Below are 20,743 nucleotides of genomic sequence, written 5' to 3'. Positions count from 1 at the left end.
ACGACGGCGCAATTGTACAACGCGAGCGCAGCAAACTGAAAGTCATTTTGTAAATTTTCAGTGTAAATTCTATTTTTATTTACTTTTGCTTGCGCTAATATGTTTACACGCAACCGTATATACGTATAACTCCTTATGAGATCAGCTTTTTTTATATCCGATGGTACCGCCATAACCGCGGAAGTTTTTGGTCATGCATTGTTGTCTATGTTCCCGATGTCGTTCAGCCAACACACCATTTCATTTGTTGAAAACAAAGAAAAGGCTGAAGAAGTAAAAACCAAACTCAATAAAGCCTTTAAAGAATCCGGCGAGAAGCCTATCGTGTTCTATACCTTTGTTGATGAGGAGTTAAAGCAAATCATCGACGCTTCCGATGCACTTATTTATAATTTTCTAGAGCATTTTGTATCGCCATTAGAACAAGCACTAGGTATACAAGCCGTTCCAAAAACACACAGGACGCATAGTATTCACGAAAACTCTTACGACCACCGAATTGATGCAGTTAATTATGCCCTTGTTAATGACGATGGCGCCAACGTAAACAACTATGAGCATGCCGATATTATACTTGTTGGAGTCTCTCGCTCTGGTAAAACGCCGACTTCCCTTTACCTAGCTTTGCAATACGGCGTGAAAGTAGCCAACTACCCGTTTACAGATGATGATATGGATGAGCTACGCCTGCCCCCTTTTTTAAAAGCGCATAAGAAAAAGTTATTTGGCTTAACCATTGATGCACAGCGCTTAATTGAAATACGTGGTGGCCGGATGGCCAATAGCAAATACAGCTCTGCAAGACAATGTAGAATGGAACTTAGAGAAGTCGAAAAGCTGTACAAAAAAGAACGGTTAAAATTCCTTAATACTACTCATTTGAGTATTGAAGAAATAAGCGCCAAAATTCTAACTGAAACGGGTATCAAACGTCATAAATACTAATTTCTGATATCTGGTAACAATTCTTGCTTATATATAACCCTTGAATCTATCGATTTATTCGTCTGTTTTATTTCATTTAGGCGCTATTTGCACTATATTAGCGCAACTTAATCAATGTATACGTACATAGAGGACTCACTGCCTTACATGAGCATTAAAACAGACGAGTTAAGAACCTCGTTAATTGATCATTTAGCGACGCCAGCACAGTTGGCTCAAGAGATACCTTTGTCTGAAGACACGGCTAATTTTATTCTTGAGAGTCGCAAGACCATTGAAAACATTATTACTGGTAAAGACGATCGCTTATTAGTTGTTGTAGGCCCTTGCTCAATCCATGACGTTGACGCAGCAATTGACTATGCAAAACGCCTTAAGCCACTACAAGAAAAGTATGCTGATAAACTGTTTATCACCATGCGCGTTTATTTTGAAAAGCCACGCACAACTGTTGGTTGGAAAGGCTTAATAAGTGATCCTGATTTAGACAAGTCATTTAACGTCGCCAAAGGCTTAGTGCTGGCCCGTAAATTACTGCTTGAAATTAATAAGCTTGGTCTGCCTGCGGCAACAGAATTTCTCGATATGGTCACCGGTCAATATATTTCAGATCTTATTAGTTGGGGAGCTATCGGTGCTCGTACAACAGAGAGCCAGGTGCACAGAGAACTTGCTTCGGCATTGTCTTGTCCTGTGGGCTTCAAAAATGGTACTGATGGCAACATCCAAATAGCAATTGATGCCATTAAAGCATCTAGTGTGCCTCATGTACTTTATTCGCCAGATAAATCAGGCCAAATGTGTATTTATCAAACGCACGGTAACCCACACGCCCACGTAATCCTTCGTGGCGGTAAAAGCCCAAACTTTTATCCTGAAGACGTAGAGCGTACTTTTAAAGCTTTAAAGCTTGCTGACATTAACACGCGCATTATGGTTGATTGTAGCCATGGCAATAGCTTTAAAGATCATACCAAGCAAATTTTAGTGGCGCAGTCGCTTGCTGAGCAAATATCGCAAGGCCAAACAGGCGTTTGCGGAGTGATGATTGAAAGCTTTATCAAAGAAGGTAATCAAAAAGTATTGCCCGATACACCACTAAACTATGGTCAAAGCATTACAGATGCTTGTATTGACCTTGAAGAAACAGAAAAACTGTTAGCGACTTTAGCAACAGCTTAACGCACATCAGCATGCGAAATTTATAAAAAGGTTAGCTTGGCTAACCTTTTTTTATGTTCATCGTTTTGCCATTAAACGGTAAAAAAACTTTCCCTTTTTTGTCACCTAACCTTCATTTTATTTCTTTACCTTTTTGGTGTTTTTAACAATTTAAGGAATAAACATGTATAACAAGAAGATAATTGCCTTAGCATTAAGTGCTGTTTTTGCCCTCACCGCTTGTGATGGCGATGATGGCTTAGACGGTCAAGCGGGTATCGACGGCGTTAATGGTATTAATGGCATTGATGGTAAGAATGGTAGTCCACAATTGGATATTGCTATTGTCGGTCGATTTAAAACGGGTGATGAAGAAGTTTTAGGTAAAAGTGCTGCTGAGATTGTCCAGTTCCACCAAGCTTCACAATCAGCTTTTGCAGTGAATGGTGATCAAAATGCCATTGAAGTGATTTCTCTTGCCAATTTACCAAATGAGTCTATTGCCAATCCAACAAGTGCCAGCACCCTTTCATCGCAACAGTTTACCTTTGCCGCTGAAGTTGATGTTGTTGTAGGTAATAGCAATGAAAAAATGACCTTAGGCGGCGCGAATTCAATTGCAATACATGGCAATGTACTAGCAATTGCTGTTGCAGCGAGCACCAAACAAGACAAAGGTGCGGTGCTTTTCTACGAGTTAGACGATGCTGGTCAAGGCAGTTTTATGCACGCAGTAGCCGTTGGCCCTTTACCCGACATGGTGACATTTGCGCCAAATGGCAACTATGTGTTGGTTGCCAATGAAGGTGAACCCAATAGTGATTACAGCAATGACCCTGAAGGTAGTATTAGTGTTATCGATATTGCAGATGGCGTTATAGCAAAAGAAGCTAGCACGATTAATTTAACCAGCGATATTGTGTTTAGTTCCGATCTACTCGCTGCAACAGATTATGACACTGATGACAAGCGCAAGGGTTTATTAATCAATGCAGGACTTAAGCTTGCAGGTCCTGCGGGGACTACACTAGCCCAAAGTTTGGAGCCAGAATACATAGCAGTTGCTCACGACAGTAAAACCGCTTATGTCTCTTTTCAAGAAAACAATGCTATTGGGCGTATCGATATAGACAATGGCACTATCGAAATAAAACCGCTTGGCTACAAGCATTGGGGCGACTTTGACATCGACTATACAAACAAGGATGAAATCCCCTCCTTTAGACGTTTAAACAATGTTTATGGCATGTATCAGCCAGACACTATTGCGACGTACCAATGGCAAGGTTCGAGTTTTATCGTCAGCGCAAACGAAGGCGATGCGAGAGACTACGATGGTTACTCTGAAGAAGTTCGCGTTAAAGATATCATTGACCCTGACGAACTTAACCTAACATTGAGCGATGCATTACAACGCTTATATGATGAAACAGGTGGCAGTGACGGTCTTGGCCGACTAAAAGTAACAACTGCGATGGGCGATGCCGATAACAATGGTGTTTACGAGGCCTTGTATGCCTATGGCGCGAGATCGTTTTCTATTTGGGATCAACATGGCAACTTAGTGTTTGATTCTGGTGATGACTTTGAAAAAATCGCCGCGGCTGTTTTAGGCAATAACTTTAACAGTACACACACAGAAAATAAGGGTGACAATCGTTCTGACGACAAAGGTGGCGAACCAGAAGCGTTAGCTATAGGCACAATAGGAGATAAAACCTACAGTTTTATTGGCTTAGAGCGCTCAAGTGAATTCTTCGTTTATGACGTAACCAGTCCTTTTGACGCCCGTTTTGTGCAGTATTTTAACAACAGAGACTACACCGTAAGTTACGAATTAGATGATGATCTTAGCAACCCCTGTGATGTCACGGAAGGTATGGATTGTGCCAATGCTGATCTTGCTGGCGATTTAGGACCTGAGTCGATTTATTTTGTTGAACAACAAAATAGTCCAAATGGTGAAGCCTTATTAATTGTGGGTAACGAAGTAAGCGGTACTGTTACTGTTTATCAAGTAACACAAAAGTAATAAAACGGCCAGCCTAACATGGTTAAGCTGGCATGTTTTTTATGACGCTAGTGACGCTAATAAGCCGTCGCTAGCGTCTTCTATTAAATCTAGTACAAACTCAAATCCTTTCGCGCCGCCATAATAAGGATCTGGCACTTCATCATCTTTGTAGTTTTTAGCAAATTCACAGAACAAAGTTATTTTATGAGCTAATCCTTCTGGCGCTATTTTCTTTAACTCCTCGACATTGTACTTGTCCATCGCAAGGATCATGTCAAAATCGTAAAAGTCTTGCGCTACAGCTTGCCTCGCTCTAATACCGTCAAAACTATAACCTCTAGCAATGCCCGCTTTTTGGCTCCGTCTGTCGGGCTTTTCACCGCGATGAGACGCTATGGTACCGGCAGAATCTATGGTTAGTTCAACATTTTGTTCCTGCGCTTTGTGTCTAAAAACCGCTTCAGCTGTAGGCGAGCGACAGATATTTCCCATACAAACAAATAATAATGAATTTACTTTTGTATTTTCCATAAGATTGCACTAACCCTTTTTTCTGCTTATATTTTAGACTGTTAAGCAGTATTACACAGAAAAGTGCGTTCACAAAATTAAGACGAATATAAGTCGTTAGTATGTATTTGAATCATACAAAATCAAAGGAGTGCCTGATGAAAGTTTCTACGGTATTTTTAGTGTTCGTCGTGGCGTCTACGTTTTTGTTTCAAAACCATGCAATTCCTTTGTCTATAAAGAATCAAGAACAACATTTTTACTTTGAAAATTTTTCGCGGGAAGTTAGCTCTCCAATCGAACTTATACATTTGTTATGCCATAAAAAGAAAGTTACTTCGTAGTTTGGTCCTCGACGTTACCCTGGTGGTAATCATTTGTTGTGGGTTAAAGCAAGTATATATAAACCTGATACGCCAAACAGTTTGCGCGTCGCCTATGTGAAATTTGACGTCAATTTATCATCTGGCAAGCGTTATATGCTTAATCGTGAATTGAAAGGTAAATCAATCTCTATTTGGATACAAGATCACGATACAGGTGACGTTGTTTCTGATGTTAAGACTAAAGAACTAAACTATTACAGGTTTAAAGCGTCACGCGAGCAATTGCCCAAATGCAAAGCAGGCAGCATCTAAAACAGACCTTAATGTGACTTTTTTGTCACTCCATTAATTGTTTACTGCTTATAAATTCGATCACTTGTGGCCAACTATCTTGTTGCGCTTTCGCATTAGCTGCGCTGCTTCCGCCCATGATAATGACGTAGCCATTGGCTAGCGTGCTTCGCTGAATGTTACTCCTAGCACCAGGGGATATTACGTGCCCTGCTCCTTCATAACTTAAATGCTTGAACGGATACTTGTACTGCTTAGCATGTAGTCTATCCATGATTTGGTTAGCCATAAAAGTTGAAGGCCAAAGCTGATCGTCTTCGCCACTTACGAGTATTATGCCTCTGGGTATGTTTTCCACCTTGATTGTTGCGGCGCTTAAATCCTGCCCTTGAAGACTTTTCATAAATTGCGGCGTGCCATGATATTCATTTTCATTTGGTTGTTGATACGGCAATTGTCGAGCATGTGGTAAGGGCTTTTCGTTGTATTGCCACCCTACCGTACCAGAGGGAAAGTCATTGCAACATGGTCCCCATAACACTGAGCTAGGAGCATAAGCTACTACAGGGCCTATCTGATAGGTTGATCCTAAGAGTAGTGCTAATTCAGCACCTCTTGATATGCCCATTAACGCTATCTTCTCTCTTGAAATCCCTTTTTTACTTACTACATATTCAAAAGCTTTTTCAAAATAGTTTAAATCAATATTTGCCAATTGTTGTGGCAGACCTTGTACGCCAAAATAGGCGACCGCCATCGCATTAACACCAGATTTTGAAAAGGTGTTAGCCATACGATTTGCTGTGTATATCCCACCGCCACTGCCACCAAAGACCAACACCACGCGCTCAGTCACAGGCGCGTCTGCTGCAAAGTAAGTCGCAACAATACCTTTGTAGGTAACAGACTCTCCTTTTGCATCCGCATTTTGGCAGCCGAATAGGCTCAAGCATAGTAGTAGGAGCATACTCAATTGCGTCGATGAAAGCTTTAAATTCATGATTTTTAGATATTTTCCTAAATTGGCGTATAGTTAAATTAATAGTTAATACGCTAGATTGGCAACAAAAAGTTTAGTTAAGCGCACAATATGATCGATTACTCATTACTTACACCACTGGGTTGGACGCCCTTTTTTCAACAACAGTTAGACTTTGAACAGTTTGAACAAAACGTTGGTGCCCGCGTTATAGCGCAACATAGAAGCCAGCTTATTGCGTTCACGGGTGAAGATGACGTGGTGATACCCATTACACCAAATATGCCAGCTATTGTTGTCGGTGATTGGCTGTTACTTGATAAAGATAATCATTATGTAGCTTTGCTTGAACGACAATCATCATTTGCTCGAAAGGCGCCAGGATCAAAATTAGAGAAGCAGCACATTGCAGCTAATGTAAATACTGCATTTGTGATGATGTCACTCAACAACGATTTTAATCTAAGTCGATTAGAGCGTTTTTTGGCATTAGGGAATGAAGCTCATGTTGATACTGTGGTTTTGCTGACCAAAGCTGATCTAGTGAGTGACTATCAACAAAACTTAGCTAGCGTCCATGCCCTAGCCTCGGTAGAACATGTTTTTGTGATTAATTGTCTTGATAGTAGCGACGTAGAGCAATTGTTGCCCTGGTTGCAACCGGGCAATACCGCCGTTCTTCTTGGTTCATCGGGTGTCGGAAAATCAACCCTAACCAATACGTTAACACAATCATTTAGCCAAAAAACGGGCGGTATCCGTGAAGATGATAGTAAAGGTCGTCACACTACTACATCCCGAGCACTAGTTAAATTACCTGGTGGTGCTTGGCTTTTAGATACGCCAGGGATGCGCGAAATTCAATTGGTTGATAGCCAAGAAGGGATTGAAACAACATTTGCTGATATCGCGCGTTTGGCTGCTAGTTGTAAGTTTGTAAACTGCTCACACAGCAATGAGCCAGGCTGTAAAGTGCAACAAGCGCTGCAAGACGGTGAAATAGACGAACGTAGACTCAATAATTACTTTAAATTGCTGCGTGAAGAACAAAGAAATAGCGCGACTATGGCGCAAAAGCGCGCCGATGACAAAGCGCTAGGCAAATATTACAAACGCACACAACAAACTGCAAAAAAACTCAAAGGTCGTTAGCGTTAATCGAATATAACTATTACACCAATCTTTTAAACCTATTTTTGCTATTTAAATTATCTCGTTATACTGCTTAGCAACTTATCGAATTACATAGGCTAAGTCATGAAGAAGACAACTACGTTTGCTATAACACACTTTACTGTGGCATTTTCCGTTGCTTACGCGCTTACAGGCGACATCTTGGTTGGTGGCTTAGTGGCAACCATAGAACCCGCAATAAACACAGTGGCTTACTACTTCCATGAAAAAGTATGGCAGTTAAAAGAGCAAGAAGGACAACGGTTAGCACATGCTTAAGTTAAGTATGGAGCCAGCAGTAATGGTGAGCTTGATTAATATGAAATTAAGGAATCAGTTTTCATCGTTAAACGAGTTATGCGCTTTCTATGAACTATCAAAGGCAGAATTACTGCAGACAGTAGCTAAGTATGGCTATGTGTATACCAAGGAAAATCAATTGAAAGCGATTTAAAAAAAAGCCACTGAAAAGTGGCTTTTTTGTGTCTCTATTTTCTCGTAGCAACCGCATCACTCAAAGTCGTTTATAAACGAAGGTTTCGTGTACAAGTAATAATTATCATTGTAGGGTGACTTAAAGACACCAAAGTGATTTACACCTTGAGTTTGACGATAAAAATCAATTTCATATTGCAAATCGCCTATCGAGGTTGCCACACTTTTATTTCCATAAAAACAGCTACTATATTCAACAGTAAAATCTTGATTAGTCTTGATATCTGGCAATAAAACAGCGTAGCTATTACTTAAATAGTCAGGTCCTAGAATTTGATGCTTGTCAAATGTTGTTCTCTTGGCTGTTTCAATACACCGCAGCTCATTTTTATCAATAATAACAAATGATTTGCTTGTGGTTACCTCTTGTTTTTGAACCAAACTAATCAAGTATATATTGGCTAACAGAGATACCGTTATTACAAAAAATGCCACCGATTTAATGTTCACTAAAGCCATTGTGATTTTACTCATGTTATTGCCATACAAATAACCCAATGGCTTTTGAGAAAACAAATTTAACGCTTAGCAACCGCATCATTTAATGTTGCTAGCAAGGTTTCAGTATCTTGCCAGCCAATGCAGGCATCGGTGATACTTTGACCATAGGTTTTTGCTACGCCATCGACCATATCCTGACGCCCTTCTACCAAGTGACTTTCGACCATGACACCGAAAATAGCTTTATTGCCTGAGGCAATTTGCTGGCTTACATCGTCACAGACCTTCATTTGGTTTTCAAATTTCTTCTGTGAGTTGGCATGACTAAAATCTATCATTAACTTATTGTTAAGCTTCGCGTTAACCAAGCTATCCGATATTTCGGCAACGCTGTCCGCGTCATAGTTAGTCAGCTTATTGCCGCCACGCAGAATGATATGACAATCAGGATTACCACTTGTTTCAACGATAGCGGAGTGGCCGTATTTAGTGACCGATAAAAAGTGATGTGAAGCGCTGGCTGCGCCGATTGCATCAACAGCAACCTTAGTGGTGCCATCGGTACCATTTTTAAAGCCAACTGGACAGGATAAGCCTGACGCTAGCTCTCTATGCACCTGGCTTTCTGTTGTTCGAGCGCCAATAGCGCCCCAACACATAAAATCAGCCATATACTGCGGCGTTATCATATCGAGGAATTCGCCCGCTGTTGGTAAGCCGAGCTCATTAAGATCTAACAGTAGTTTTCTACCAATGCGCAAACCATCATTAATCTTAAAGCTACCATCCATGTAAGGGTCATTAATCAGTCCCTTCCAGCCTACAGTTGTACGCGGCTTTTCAAAGTAGACGCGCATGACAATTTCAAGGTTTTCTTTGTATTTCTCGCGCAACGCTACCAAGCGTTGCCCATACTCGATAGCTGCAACAGGGTCATGTATAGAGCATGGACCAATAACAACAAGTAACCTGTCATCTTTCCCTTGCAAGATATTAGAGATAGCTTGTCTACCTTGAAATACTACTTCCGCTGCATTTTCTGACGCAGGAAATCGCTCCAATAAAGCGACTGGTGGAAGTAATTCTTTAATTTGATTTATACGAACATCATCGGTTTGGTAAAACATGTTTTTCTCTTCTAAATTGCTTTGGAATTTAAGCTTGACTCACTATTCCTTGGGTTATTGCGACCGAGCTAATCTATCAGTGTTTTCCTGCCTTAAGCAACTAAATTTTTTAATAATTTATATCGTGCTGATCTATCGATACAAACATCTATTTGTATTACCTTTTTCACGTAAAATATCACCGTGAAAATTTAACCTATGTTTAAAGCGCTGTTATAATAGAAAGATTGTCTGTTTTAGAGTTGTATCATGCACAGCTATTTACCTTTACTCGATCTTCATCGGCATTTAGATGGCAATATTCGGCCACGCACTATTTGGGCACTAGCGCAAAAAAATGGTATTGAATTGCCAGCTAACGATATCGACTCATTTTTACCACATGTGCAAATTCAAAAAAGCGAACCTGACCTACTTGCCTTTCTGGCTAAGCTTGATTGGGGTGTTGCTGTATTAAAAGACCTTGATGACGTAAAACGCGTAGCCTACGAAAACATTGAAGATGCTTACAATGCAGGCATAGACTACGCAGAGCTTCGCTTTTCGCCGCTTTATATGGCAATGAATCACCACTTAAATCCCTCAGATGTTGTTGCCGCAGTCATTGATGGCGTAGAACAAGGCAAAAAAGCTTTTCCTGTTGAGTGCAATTTAATTGGCATTATGAGTAGAACCTTTGGCTACCAAAAATGTGAGCAAGAGTTGAATGCCATATTGAGCCACCGTGATGCCTTTGTTGCTATTGATTTAGCCGGTGACGAGTTAAACAAACCAGGTAGCCTATTTACACCTTTGTTTGATAAAGCAAGAAAGCTTGATTTAGCCATTACGGTTCATGCTGGTGAAGCAGCAGGTAGTGACAGTGTATGGCAAGCCATTACACAGTTAGGCGCGCAAAGGATAGGACACGGTGTGGCGGCAGCTACAGACCAAAAATTAATGACATTTATGGCAGAAAACGACATTGCTATTGAGTCATGTTTAACCTCAAATTTTCAAACAGGTACCATTACTGACCTAACCCAACACCCGCTACCTGTGTTTTTAGAAAATGGTATTAAGGCGTGTTTAAATACCGACGACCCAGCGGTTTCTGGTATTGAGCTTGTACATGAATACAAACAAGCAAAACAGTGGCTAAACCTTGATAAAGATGCCTTTGAACAGCTTCAAAATAATAGCCTGTCTGTGGCATTCTTATCGGAACATGAAAAACAAACATTAATGCAAAAACCAAGAAACCTAGCTAAGGAAATTGAGCTGTACTAGGATAGACAAAGATAATTCATAGCAAAACGTTTAAGGAAGTCATAATGACAGAAGTGTTACTTGCATTATTGGCCGGCCTGATTGTCGGTGTTCTTTTTTCTGCGATAAAATTACCTATTCCAGCGCCACCTGTATTGTCAGGCATTGCTGGTATTGTTGGTATTTATTTAGGTGCTCAAGGGTACCAATGGATAGCAGAAAAGTTTTTTAGTTAAACAAATTAACCCTAGGTTCAGTAAAACATCCTTGATAGAAGCGCCTTCGCTGGCTAGAAACTTACTGAGTAACTTTACTTTTATAATTTAAGGAATATTAATGGCTACTCCTCATATTGAAGCTAACCCAGGTGATTTCGCTGAAACAGTTTTAATGCCCGGCGACCCGCTTCGAGCGAAATACATCGCAGAGAACTTTCTTGAAGATGCAAAATGCGTCACTCGTGTAAGAAATATGTTTGGCTATACGGGCACCTATAAGGGCAAGCGTATCTCTGTAATGGGATCGGGCATGGGTATACCGTCTATCTCTATCTATGCGACTGAACTTTACAAAGACTATGGTGTTGAAAACATTATTCGTATTGGCTCTTGTGGCGCTGTAAAAGATGAAATTCGAGTGCGCGACGTCATTGTTGGTATTGGCGCAAGTACAGATTCAAACGTTAATCGCCAACGATTCAATAACGTAGACTTTGCAGCAACAGGTGATTTTGGTTTAGCACGTAAAGTGGTAGAAACAGCGGAAAAACTGGGACAATCTGTGCACGTTGGCAATATATTTACTGCTGATTTGTTTTACACCCCTCAGCCAGAGATGTTCACGACCATGGAAAACCATGGCATTCTAGCGGTTGAAATGGAAGCTGCCGGATTATATGGAGTCGCCGCTGAGTACGGTAAGAAAGCACTTACGGTACTCACGGTAAGTGATCACATTAAAACAGGCGAGCAAACCACTGCAGATGAACGTGAGACCACATTCAAAGATATGATGGAACTTACGCTAGAGAGTATTCTTTAAGCATAAAAAAAGCCAACCGACAGGTTGGCTTTTTAGTTTCAATCATCTGTTTAGAAGAATGATACTTTAACTTCAGCGCCTACAAAGCGACCTTCGTTAATCATACCTGTTAGGTTATTGAAGTCGACACCACCGATAACCACTTGCTCGTCAGTAATGTTGCGAGCAAATAATGCCACTTCCCATTCGTTGCTATCTGTTTCCCACTGATAACCACCGCGCAGGCCACCTTCTAATAATGGCTTGCCTTCAAATTCAACTGATTTGTATAGGAAGAAGTCAATTTCGCTGCGATATGACCAATCTGTGTAGACAAACAACTGCCCTGCACCAATCTCATAGCTGTAACGTGCCGTTAAGTTTGCGATCAGTTCTGGCGAATGAGGTAAGCTATTACCATCTAATATTGCTAAGCCATTACCGTTTAGCGGATCAGTTACTGTACATTGAGCACATACTGCTACAGCTAAATCGCTATCTGAGATTTCAGTGCTGTTGTAACTCATGTTTGCTGTAACAAAGAAGTTTTCTGCAACAACAAACTCTGAATCAATTTCTAAACCATAACCTGTGGTTTGGTCAGCATTGATTAGTTGGTTAAAGTTTGCATCACCACCTACAGCCGTTAATTGCTGGTTATCCATTTGGTAGTAATAAACCGTTGCGTTGAAGCGACCACGGCCGTCTAAAATGTCAGACTTGATACCGGTTTCAATCGAGTTGATCGTTTCAGAGTCTGCAACGGTTACTACGTCACCGAATAGAATACGACCTTGGATACTAGGTGCTCTAAATCCGTTAGCAATACGTGCAAAAAGATTCATTTCATCATTAAGGCTATAAACAGCACTTAAATCCCAGCTTACGTGTGAATCACTAGGGTTTGCTGTACCCATAGCAGTACCCGAACCAAATGGACCTTGTAGTCTTTCCGCAACAAAGTCTTTTTCGTCATTTGAATAACGAAGACCCGCTGTAAGCTTTAATTTTTCTGATAATTGGTAATCAGCACTACCAAACAATGCCCATGCTGTTGTTTTTTGGTTTTGAGTTGCAAAACCATTTTGCGCACCAGCAGCTAAGGTATCGAAGCTATAACTATCGATTGTTAGATCTTCAGAGAAGAAGAATAAACCTGTTTGGAAGTTAAACTTGCCTGCATAAGCACTTGATATACGAAACTCTTGTGTGAACTGTGAATGATCTGGAATCGCATCAGCACTTTCAGCTGGGAATAAGATTAAACCGGGACCCATTAACTCTGGTGGTAAGAAAGACGCGCCGTAACCACCGTCAACATCAGCTTGAGAGTAGATTTCAGCACTTTCAAAACCCGTGATTGAGGTATAAACAAGCTCACCCGCATCATATTCTAACTTTAAGCTACCGCCTTGTGTATCTACATTTTGAATCGCACGAGATGCAGCATCGTGCATTACAGTATCTTCATCGTAGTAGTCAGCAATGTTATTAGTGCCAGCATCAATAACGTTTGCTCTAAATACAATAGGCTTACCGTCTAGGTTACGCGTGTGGAAATTAACAAGGGCAGAAAATCCACCATCTTCATATAAAAATTGTAGACGCGCTGCTGTTTCATCATAGCCACCTAGAACGTTTTCTTGTTCAAACCCAGGTGCTACGTTATCGATGTAGTCATCACGCGTTTGGTACAACATAGACGCACGGAAAGATAGGTTGTCAGTAATGCCCGTACCTACTGCACCATCAAAATCAATTGTGCCGTATGAACCGTAACCTAGAGACGCATAACCATCTAGTTCTTGTGTTGGTTTTACTGAATCAAACTTAACCAAGCCTGCTGGAGTGTTTCGACCAAACAATGTACCTTGTGGGCCGCGAAGCGCTTCAACACGCTCAACATCAAAAACAGGGAAACCTTTTAAGATAGGATTTTCTTGTACAACCTCATCCATCACGAGTGAAACAGGTTGTGAGGCATTTAAATCAAAATCGCTGTTACCTAAACCGCGCATATAAAAACGTGGGAAAGTACGGCCAAAAGACGACTCTACCGACAAGCTTGGAATTTTAGCATTTAGAAAACGAATATCTTGCGCTGCACTGCCATAAGCTTCTAGGTTTTCACCTTGTAAAGCAGATACTGATACCGGTACATCTTGCACATTTTCAACACGTTTACGCGCCGTTACTTCAATAACTTCAAGTTTGCCGTTATCTTCAGCTGAAGCTTCATCTGCGGCAATAGCTTGTGGAAGTGCGAATGCACTGGCGACTAGCGCAGATTGAACACCAATCGATAGCGCCTTTCGTTTAAAAAGGTCCATTTGTTTCTCCCGTGGACTGATTTTAGAATATTTGTAAACTTTTATAAAAGTAACTGGGGTTACTCTAATTTTCGGCGAAGTTTAACTCATTTTTAAAACTTTTTCCGTATTTCATTGCCTCAAGTGAAAAAATATCAGCAATGGTTTGCCCTAAATCAGCAAAACTAGTACGCTCGCCTAAATTAACTGAATCAATATTGTGGTGATAGGCTAAAACAGGCACATATTCTCGGGTATGGTCGCTACCCTGCCAAGTTGGGTCACAGCCGTGATCGGCGGTCAAGAACAGAATATCCTGCTCCCCCATTGCCGCTATTACATTAGGCAATATGGCATCAAACGCCTCTAATGCTTCACCATAACCCACCGCATTTCGTCTATGGCCAAAGTCTTGGTCGAAGTTTACTAAATTAGTAAAAATCAAACTGTTGTCCTTGGCTGTTTTAATATGCTCTACCGTGGCATCAACTAAGGCATCAATACCCGTCGCTTTTGTTTTCTCAGAAATGCCTTGATGAGCGAAAATATCTGCTATTTTGCCCACGCTGATCACATGACCACCACTTTGCTCAAGTTTTTCAAGCACGGTTGCTGAAGGCGGTAACACGGAGTAGTCGCGTCTATTGCCTGTACGAACAAAGGTATCTGGCGATTCGCCAACAAACGGGCGAGCAATGACGCGGCCTATATTTAATTCCATATCATCTAAAATTTGGCGCACCGTTTCACAATAGGCATAGAGATTATCGAGGCCAAAATGCTCTTCATGAGCCGCAACTTGAAAAACACTATCGGCAGAGGTGTAGCAGATCGGTAACCCTGACTTAATATGTTCCTCGCCTAGGCGGGCAATGATTTCAGTACCCGATGCATGACAATTACCCAACATACCACTAAACCCGGTTTTTTGATTGATGTTATCCATGAGATCTGCTGAAAAGCTATGATTTAGATCAGTAAAGTAGCCCCAGTCAAACAACACAGGTACACCTGCCATTTCCCAATGACCACTTGGTGTATCTTTACCAGAGCTTAGCTCAGCCATATAGCCATAAGCGCCCTGCCTTTGTTCACTATTTTGTGCGCTAACGGTTTCGCCGGCTTGATTCGCCGCATCTAACAAGCCCAATCTAACAAGGTTTGGTAAAGCTATTTGACGCCCATGCGCCTGTTCAAATCGTTGTGCTAAGTGGGCAAAGGTGTTGGCACCGACATCACCGAATTTTTCAGCATCGGGTGCGTAACCGATACCAAAGCTATCTAAGACTAAAATAATTGCACGGGTCATTTTGAACTCACTGTGTTATTTGGATAAAAATCGAGCAAGCGATAATAATTCGCTAAATAATTGCCTTAATTATAATTAATTTTTATCAGAACTTGCTAAACTCATGGTAATTTAACATTTTATTAAATCTTTGGCTGACAAAGAAGAGAAAAAACGTGCCAAATTGGAAACCAACAGTCATTGCTATTGCAGGCGCCTCTGCATCCGGTAAAACATTATTTGCCAAAACCATCTACCGAGAGCTCATTGATGAGCTTGGCGAAGAAGGTATTGTGATTATCAATGAAGATGCGTACTACAGAGATCAGTCTCATTTAGCGTTAGCTGAGCGCGAAAATACAAATTATGACCACCCTAATGCGTTTGAACACGAATTGTTGAGCCAGCACATAACCGCGCTGTGTAACAACGAAGCGGTGGAAGTACCCCAATATTGCTACAAAACGCATACAAGAACTGACGAAACTACGGCTATATCACCTAAGCGCATCATTTTAGTTGAGGGCATATTACTGCTCAATAACCCCGACCTTCGAGACCGATTCGATATCAAAATTTATATGGATACACCGCTGGATATTTGTCTATTACGCCGAATTTCAAGAGATGTTAATGAGCGCGGACGTTCAGTAGATTCGGTAACAAAACAATATTTGAGCACTGTCAGACCAATGTTCTATCAATTTGTAGAACCTTCAAAGCAATGGGCGGACCTTGTGATTACTCGAGGCGGTAAAAATAGAATCGCGCTAGATGTGGTAAAAGCGAATATTCATCAAATATTACAAAAACATTTAAAGGAATAGCGAATGGAATTACACGTATTTAGAGGTTTCATTGGCATAGTGATACTACTTGCTATCGCTTGGGCCTTGTCAGCACATAAAAAATCCATCAACTGGCGTACCGTAGGTTTTGCTTTTTTGCTGCAACTTGCTTTAGGCGCTTTTGTGCTTTATGTGCCGTTTGGTAAAGATGTATTACAAGGTATGTCTAACGGCGTACAACAAGTCATCGACAGTGCAAAAGAAGGGATTAACTTCCTCTTTGGTGGTTTAGGCACAGATGCCATGTTCGAAAACGGCGTTGGCTTTGTATTTGCCGTACGCGTTCTGCCAGTCATTATCTTCTTCTCTTCATTAATCGCGGTTTTATATTATCTTGGCATCATGCAATGGGTGATCAGACTTATTGGTGGTGGTATCCAAAAGCTATTGGGTACATCTCGCCCAGAGTCGTTATCAGCGACAGCGAATATCTTTGTTGGCCAAACAGAAGCGCCATTGGTGGTTAGGCCTTATATTGCCAATATGACACGCTCAGAGCTATTCGCCATCATGGTGGGTGGTTTAGCTTCTGTTGCTGGTTCTGTATTAGCGGGCTATGCCGGACTTGGCGTAGAGTTAAAATACTTGATCGCTGCCTCATTCATGGCGGCCCCTGGAGGCCTATTGATGGCAAAAATCATTATGCCTGAAGTCGACCAAGACAAAATTGTTGACCAAGATAAAGATATTGCCGAAGACAATGAGAACAAACCTGCAAATGTGATTGATGCGGCAGCAACTGGTGCAACGGATGGACTAAAGTTAGCGTTAAATGTAGGCGCTATGCTGCTGGCCTTTATTGCGCTTATCGCGCTATTGAATATGATTATTGGCGGTATTGGTGGCTGGTTTGGTCACGATGATTTATCGATTCAGCAAATATTAGGCTATCTATTCGCCCCACTCGCTTTCCTTATTGGTATTTCGGGTGATGAAATGGTTCAAGCGGGTAGCTTTATCGGGCAAAAGGTCGTGGTCAATGAATTTTTCGCCTATGTCAATTTTGTTGAGATAAAAGAAACATTGTCGGCGCACTCGCAGGCCATCATTACGTTTGCATTGTGCGGTTTTGCCAACTTGTCATCAATAGCCATCCTTTTAGGTGGTATTGGTTCTATGGCGCCATCTAGACGTGGTGACATCGCTCAATTAGGTATTAAAGCTATGTTGGCAGCAACGCTCGCTAACTTAATGAGTGCAACTATTGCTGGCATCTTCATTTCCTTATAGGTTACGTATGAACGACACAAATTACGCTCAGCTTGGTATTGCATTAATGGATTTAACATCTTTAACAGATAACGAATCTGTTGAGGACATTATTACCTTATGTAAACAAGCGAAATCAGCGGCAGGAAACACGGCCGCCATTTGTATCTACCCAAGATATATTCCTTACGCAAGAAAGCAATTATTCGCGCAAGAAACGCCACATATCAATATTGCTACAGTAATCAACTTTCCACATGGTAATGATGATATAGACATTGCCGTAGCGGAAGCAAAAGCTGCAATTGCTTATGGCGCAGACGAAATTGATTTAGTATTTCCTTATAAAGCCTTTATTGCAGGTAATACAAAGCTTGCAAGCGAGATGATTAGTGCTGTTAAAGGTGCCTGTAAAGGTAACGCGTTACTAAAAGTTATCCTTGAGACCGGCGAATTATCCTCGCCCACCCTGATTAAAAGCGCAAGTGAACTTGCGATTGATGCTGGCGCTGACTTTATCAAAACATCTACCGGTAAAGTTGCAACAAATGCCACCTTAGAAGCGGCAGAAATCATGCTACAAGTTATTGCAGAGAAAAACACTTCAGTTGGATTTAAACCAGCCGGTGGTGTAAAAAATTTAGAAGATACTAAAGCCTACTTATCATTAGCATCGCGAATTTTAGGCGAAGAATGGATAACTGCAGCACATTTTAGGTTTGGTGCAAGTAGCTTGCTTAATAACTTATTGATAAGTTTGGGGCATGATCTCGATGCGCCAGAGCAAGGAGCGTACTAACTACAATGGCGCAGTTGTATTTTTACTATTCTTCAATGAATGCTGGTAAATCAACGCATTTACTACAGTCCTCTTACAATTATAGAGAACGCGGGCAACATACGCTGATTTACACAGCCGAAATAGATGATAGATTTGAAAAAGGCAAAGTTGCTTCTCGACTCGGCATTAGTGCCGACGCCGCATTGTTCAATAAAACGTCTGATTTGTATCACGAGATAGCAACAGCACATCAATTGAAAAAGCTCGATTGTGTGTTAATTGATGAAGCCCAGTTCTTATCAAAATCACAAGTAAAGCAATTGACCGATGTCGTTGATCACCTCTCTATACCTGTTTTAGCATACGGGATAAGAACCGATTTTATGGGTGAAACCTTCAGTGGTAGTGCTGCCCTGCTCGCATGGGCGGATAAGCTTGTTGAGTTAAAAACAATTTGTCATTGTGGTAGAAAAGCAAATTTTGTCATTCGAGTAAATGAAGATGGTGAAGCAATTACAGGTGGTCAACAAATAGAAGTTGGCGGCAATGAAAAGTATGAAGCCTTGTGCAGAAAGCATTTCAAAGCCTTAGTTTGGGATCAAAAAACATAATTTATAGGGGGCGTCATGGCAGTAGTAGAAAGCAGTCATCCATTGGTTAAGCATAAAGTGAGCTTATTAAGAGACGCAGGCATCACCACAAAAGACTTTAGAGCGTTAACCCAAGAAATTGGTAGTTTGTTAATGTACGAAGCAACCAAAACTTTGCCCCTGAAACAAACACCGATGCAGTGTTGGTCTGGCACCATCAACGCACCTATTATCGCAACAAAACAACCCACCATAGTCCCAATACTGCGCGCCGGTTTGGGTATGCTAGATGGCGCTCTATCTGTACTACCATGCGCTAAAGTGTCGGTTGTTGGGCTTGCGCGAAACGAACAAACGTTGCAGCCTGAAAGTTATTACGAAAACTTAGTGCCAGATATTACCGATAGAATGGCAATTGTGGTCGACCCTATGCTAGCAACCGGCGGTAGTGCCATTGCAACGATCAATTTGTTGAAACAGTCGCAGTGCAAACATATTGTTGCGCTGTTTTTAGTGGCTGCTCCAGAAGGTGTGAGCGCGCTAGAAAGTGCCCACCCTGATATCGACATATTCGTTGCTCAGATTGACGACAGGCTTAACGAGCAAGGTTATATACTGCCCGGTTTAGGCGATGCCGGCGATAAACTTTTTGGTACTGTATAACACCTATAATCGCTATATATACTCGTATATAACCGGAGAAGGTTCAACAGCTCTATCACACAATTCAATGGCGTTTAGATAAGCGTTAACTGCCTGCATGGCCATATCTTCATTAGCGGCATGGACACGAGCGATAACACTTCCCTTTTCTAGATATTCTGAAAGCGGCGCTATTCGATCGAATCCCACACTATGATCGATTGCTTGCCCTGGAAATTGTCTACCGCCACCTAAAGCAACCACTGCCATTCCAATAGCACGAGTATCTACATTAGCGATATATCCTGAACGTGGTGCGACAATATCTTTGATCACATTTGCTTGCTGCATGTGCTTCCATGGCTGTTCGATAAAGTTACTTGGTCCTTGCATTGCGTGGACCATCTTATCAAAGCGCTCTGCCGCCAAGCCGGTGCATAACGCCCTATCGACCTGTTTATGTGCGTCATCTTCGTCTTTTGCCAATTGCCCATGAATCAGCATGGATTTGGCCAATGCACACACCACTTGATGCAAACGTGGATCTCTATAGACACCGGTAAGGTAATCGGCTGTCTCTGCCATTTCTAGCGCGTTTCCAGCGCTATCGCCTAACACTTGGTTCATATCGGTGATGATTGCTTGTGTTTTTACGCCGGCGCCTGTTGCAACATTAACAATACTTTTAGCAAGTGCACGCGCATCTGCAATATTATTCATCATAGCGCCATTGCCTACCTTAACATCCATAGTTAATACATCCAGTCCAGCGGCTAGCTTTTTAGAAAGGATTGACGCGGTGATTAAAGGTATTGATTCTACCGTCGCGGTAACATCACGAATGCCGTATAAACGTTTATCCGCTGGTGCTAGGTCGTTTGTCTGAGAAATAATAGACACACCGATATCTTTGACAAGCTGCTTAAACTGACTTATCGATGGCATAACATTAAAATTCGCGATACTTTCCAGTTTGTCTGCAGTACCTCCTGTATGCCCTAAACCGCGTCCTGAAATCATTGGCACAGCTGCGCCACATGCGGCAACGATAGCTGCTAACATAAAGCTTACTTTGTCTCCTACACCACCTGTAGAATGTTTATCGATAATAGGTTTGTCTACATCGTCCCAAGTAAGCACAGTACCGGAATCTCGCATACATTGGGTTAAAGTAATCGTTTCTTGTGTATTTAGACCTTGATGATAAATTGCCATCGCCATTGCACCAGCTTGCGCATCGCTAAAGCCACCATCGGCTAATCCCGCTACAAACTGCTTAATGACTTGTTCATCCAGTACTTGGTTGTCACGTTTTAGTCTGATAATTTCTTGCGGTAGCAACATGT

Annotated in this window: 22 protein-coding genes; 15 read left to right on the top strand and 7 right to left on the bottom strand. The window is 41.5% G+C overall.

The window, feature by feature from the left end; genetic code table 11:
• Positions 1-135: 135 nt before the first annotated feature.
• The 3 genes from ppsR (at position 136) to QUD85_RS07315 (ending at position 4,138) form a co-directional block, all read left to right on the top strand.
• Positions 136-945: a posphoenolpyruvate synthetase regulatory kinase/phosphorylase PpsR gene (gene ppsR / locus QUD85_RS07325; RefSeq protein WP_093328849.1), complete on the top strand. Its 810-nt coding sequence runs from the start codon at positions 136-138 to the stop codon at positions 943-945.
• Between the two features lie 147 nt (positions 946-1,092).
• The gene (locus tag QUD85_RS07320) at positions 1,093-2,127 is read left to right on the top strand and encodes a 3-deoxy-7-phosphoheptulonate synthase (protein WP_093328850.1); all 1,035 of its coding nucleotides are present in this window, start codon (positions 1,093-1,095) and stop codon (positions 2,125-2,127) included.
• 163 nt (positions 2,128-2,290) lie between these two features.
• Positions 2,291-4,138 (top strand): choice-of-anchor I family protein, encoded by a 1,848-nt coding sequence (locus QUD85_RS07315; protein ID WP_093328852.1) that lies wholly within the window; start codon positions 2,291-2,293, stop codon positions 4,136-4,138.
• A gap of 39 nt (positions 4,139-4,177) precedes the next feature.
• On the opposite strand, the gene QUD85_RS07310 is transcribed toward QUD85_RS07315, so the two are convergent.
• A complete protein-coding gene (locus QUD85_RS07310; protein WP_245732094.1) occupies positions 4,178-4,651 on the bottom strand; it encodes a low molecular weight protein-tyrosine-phosphatase in 474 nt (157 codons plus the stop codon).
• A 356-nt stretch (positions 4,652-5,007) separates the two neighbouring features.
• On the opposite strand from QUD85_RS07310, the gene QUD85_RS07305 reads away from it, so the two are divergent.
• Positions 5,008-5,268 carry a hypothetical protein gene (locus QUD85_RS07305; RefSeq protein ID WP_093328853.1) on the top strand — a complete coding sequence of 87 codons (261 nt, stop codon included), beginning with the start codon at positions 5,008-5,010 and terminating at the stop codon, positions 5,266-5,268.
• Positions 5,269-5,293: 25 nt separating this feature from the next.
• Here QUD85_RS07305 and QUD85_RS07300 read toward each other — a convergent pair whose 3' ends face one another.
• Complete coding sequence (locus tag QUD85_RS07300) at positions 5,294-6,214, bottom strand: acyl-CoA thioester hydrolase/BAAT C-terminal domain-containing protein (RefSeq protein WP_177168870.1); 921 nt, start codon at positions 6,212-6,214, stop codon at positions 5,294-5,296.
• Positions 6,215-6,337: 123 nt separating this feature from the next.
• Between QUD85_RS07300 and rsgA the strand changes: the two genes are divergently transcribed.
• From rsgA to QUD85_RS07285, 3 genes are all read left to right on the top strand, one after another.
• Complete coding sequence (gene rsgA, locus QUD85_RS07295; RefSeq protein ID WP_093328857.1) at positions 6,338-7,378, top strand: ribosome small subunit-dependent GTPase A; 1,041 nt, start codon at positions 6,338-6,340, stop codon at positions 7,376-7,378.
• Between the two features lie 105 nt (positions 7,379-7,483).
• Positions 7,484-7,678, top strand: a complete 195-nt coding sequence (locus QUD85_RS07290) for a DUF2061 domain-containing protein (RefSeq protein ID WP_093328859.1) — start codon at positions 7,484-7,486, stop codon at positions 7,676-7,678.
• Entirely contained in the window at positions 7,671-7,853 is a 183-nt protein-coding gene (locus QUD85_RS07285; protein ID WP_093328860.1) for a DUF4250 domain-containing protein, read from the top strand. The genes QUD85_RS07290 and QUD85_RS07285 overlap by 8 nt, the downstream gene beginning before the upstream one ends.
• Before the next feature lie 56 nt (positions 7,854-7,909).
• Here the strand turns inward: QUD85_RS07285 and QUD85_RS07280 are convergent, their stop codons facing one another.
• Positions 7,910-8,368 (bottom strand): hypothetical protein, encoded by a 459-nt coding sequence (locus QUD85_RS07280; protein WP_143047940.1) that lies wholly within the window; start codon positions 8,366-8,368, stop codon positions 7,910-7,912.
• A gap of 44 nt (positions 8,369-8,412) precedes the next feature.
• Positions 8,413-9,462, bottom strand: coding sequence for a 3-deoxy-7-phosphoheptulonate synthase AroG (aroG, locus tag QUD85_RS07275; RefSeq protein ID WP_093328863.1), 1,050 nt, complete (start codon positions 9,460-9,462; stop codon positions 8,413-8,415).
• Between the two features lie 249 nt (positions 9,463-9,711).
• On the opposite strand from aroG, the gene add reads away from it, so the two are divergent.
• The 3 genes from add (at position 9,712) to deoD (ending at position 11,751) form a co-directional block, all read left to right on the top strand.
• The gene (gene add, locus QUD85_RS07270; protein WP_322787114.1) at positions 9,712-10,731 is read left to right on the top strand and encodes an adenosine deaminase; all 1,020 of its coding nucleotides are present in this window, start codon (positions 9,712-9,714) and stop codon (positions 10,729-10,731) included.
• Between the two features lie 44 nt (positions 10,732-10,775).
• Complete coding sequence (locus QUD85_RS07265; protein WP_093328866.1) at positions 10,776-10,946, top strand: XapX domain-containing protein; 171 nt, start codon at positions 10,776-10,778, stop codon at positions 10,944-10,946.
• Positions 10,947-11,046: 100 nt separating this feature from the next.
• Positions 11,047-11,751: a purine-nucleoside phosphorylase gene (gene deoD, locus QUD85_RS07260; RefSeq protein ID WP_093328867.1), complete on the top strand. Its 705-nt coding sequence runs from the start codon at positions 11,047-11,049 to the stop codon at positions 11,749-11,751.
• A 50-nt stretch (positions 11,752-11,801) separates the two neighbouring features.
• Here deoD and QUD85_RS07255 read toward each other — a convergent pair whose 3' ends face one another.
• Together QUD85_RS07255 and QUD85_RS07250 are read right to left on the bottom strand one after the other, a co-directional pair.
• Positions 11,802-14,060: a TonB-dependent receptor gene (locus QUD85_RS07255; protein WP_093328869.1), complete on the bottom strand. Its 2,259-nt coding sequence runs from the start codon at positions 14,058-14,060 to the stop codon at positions 11,802-11,804.
• A gap of 64 nt (positions 14,061-14,124) precedes the next feature.
• Positions 14,125-15,348 carry a phosphopentomutase gene (locus QUD85_RS07250; protein WP_093328870.1) on the bottom strand — a complete coding sequence of 408 codons (1,224 nt, stop codon included), beginning with the start codon at positions 15,346-15,348 and terminating at the stop codon, positions 14,125-14,127.
• A gap of 134 nt (positions 15,349-15,482) precedes the next feature.
• Here QUD85_RS07250 and udk point away from each other — a divergent pair, with 134 nt between their 5' ends.
• The 5 genes from udk to upp are packed head-to-tail and all read left to right on the top strand — an operon-like array spanning position 15,483 to position 19,418.
• A complete protein-coding gene (udk, locus tag QUD85_RS07245) occupies positions 15,483-16,154 on the top strand; it encodes a uridine kinase (protein WP_143047941.1) in 672 nt (223 codons plus the stop codon).
• A 3-nt stretch (positions 16,155-16,157) separates the two neighbouring features.
• The gene (locus QUD85_RS07240) at positions 16,158-17,405 is read left to right on the top strand and encodes a NupC/NupG family nucleoside CNT transporter (RefSeq protein ID WP_093328874.1); all 1,248 of its coding nucleotides are present in this window, start codon (positions 16,158-16,160) and stop codon (positions 17,403-17,405) included.
• A 7-nt stretch (positions 17,406-17,412) separates the two neighbouring features.
• Entirely contained in the window at positions 17,413-18,183 is a 771-nt protein-coding gene (gene deoC / locus QUD85_RS07235; RefSeq protein ID WP_093328876.1) for a deoxyribose-phosphate aldolase, read from the top strand.
• 5 nt (positions 18,184-18,188) lie between these two features.
• Positions 18,189-18,776, top strand: coding sequence for a thymidine kinase (locus QUD85_RS07230; protein ID WP_093328878.1), 588 nt, complete (start codon positions 18,189-18,191; stop codon positions 18,774-18,776).
• A gap of 15 nt (positions 18,777-18,791) precedes the next feature.
• A complete protein-coding gene (gene upp / locus QUD85_RS07225; RefSeq protein WP_093328880.1) occupies positions 18,792-19,418 on the top strand; it encodes a uracil phosphoribosyltransferase in 627 nt (208 codons plus the stop codon).
• A gap of 12 nt (positions 19,419-19,430) precedes the next feature.
• On the opposite strand, the gene deoA is transcribed toward upp, so the two are convergent.
• Positions 19,431-20,741 (bottom strand): thymidine phosphorylase, encoded by a 1,311-nt coding sequence (gene deoA, locus QUD85_RS07220; protein WP_218139588.1) that lies wholly within the window; start codon positions 20,739-20,741, stop codon positions 19,431-19,433.
• Positions 20,742-20,743: the final 2 nt, after the last annotated feature.

Origin of the sequence: Thalassotalea agarivorans (assembly GCF_030295955.1) — a bacterium.
Taxonomy (GTDB): domain Bacteria; phylum Pseudomonadota; class Gammaproteobacteria; order Enterobacterales; family Alteromonadaceae; genus Thalassotalea_D; species Thalassotalea_D agarivorans.
The sequence above is the reverse complement of the archived record's forward strand: the minus strand, read 5'-3'. Positions and strand labels throughout refer to the sequence as shown.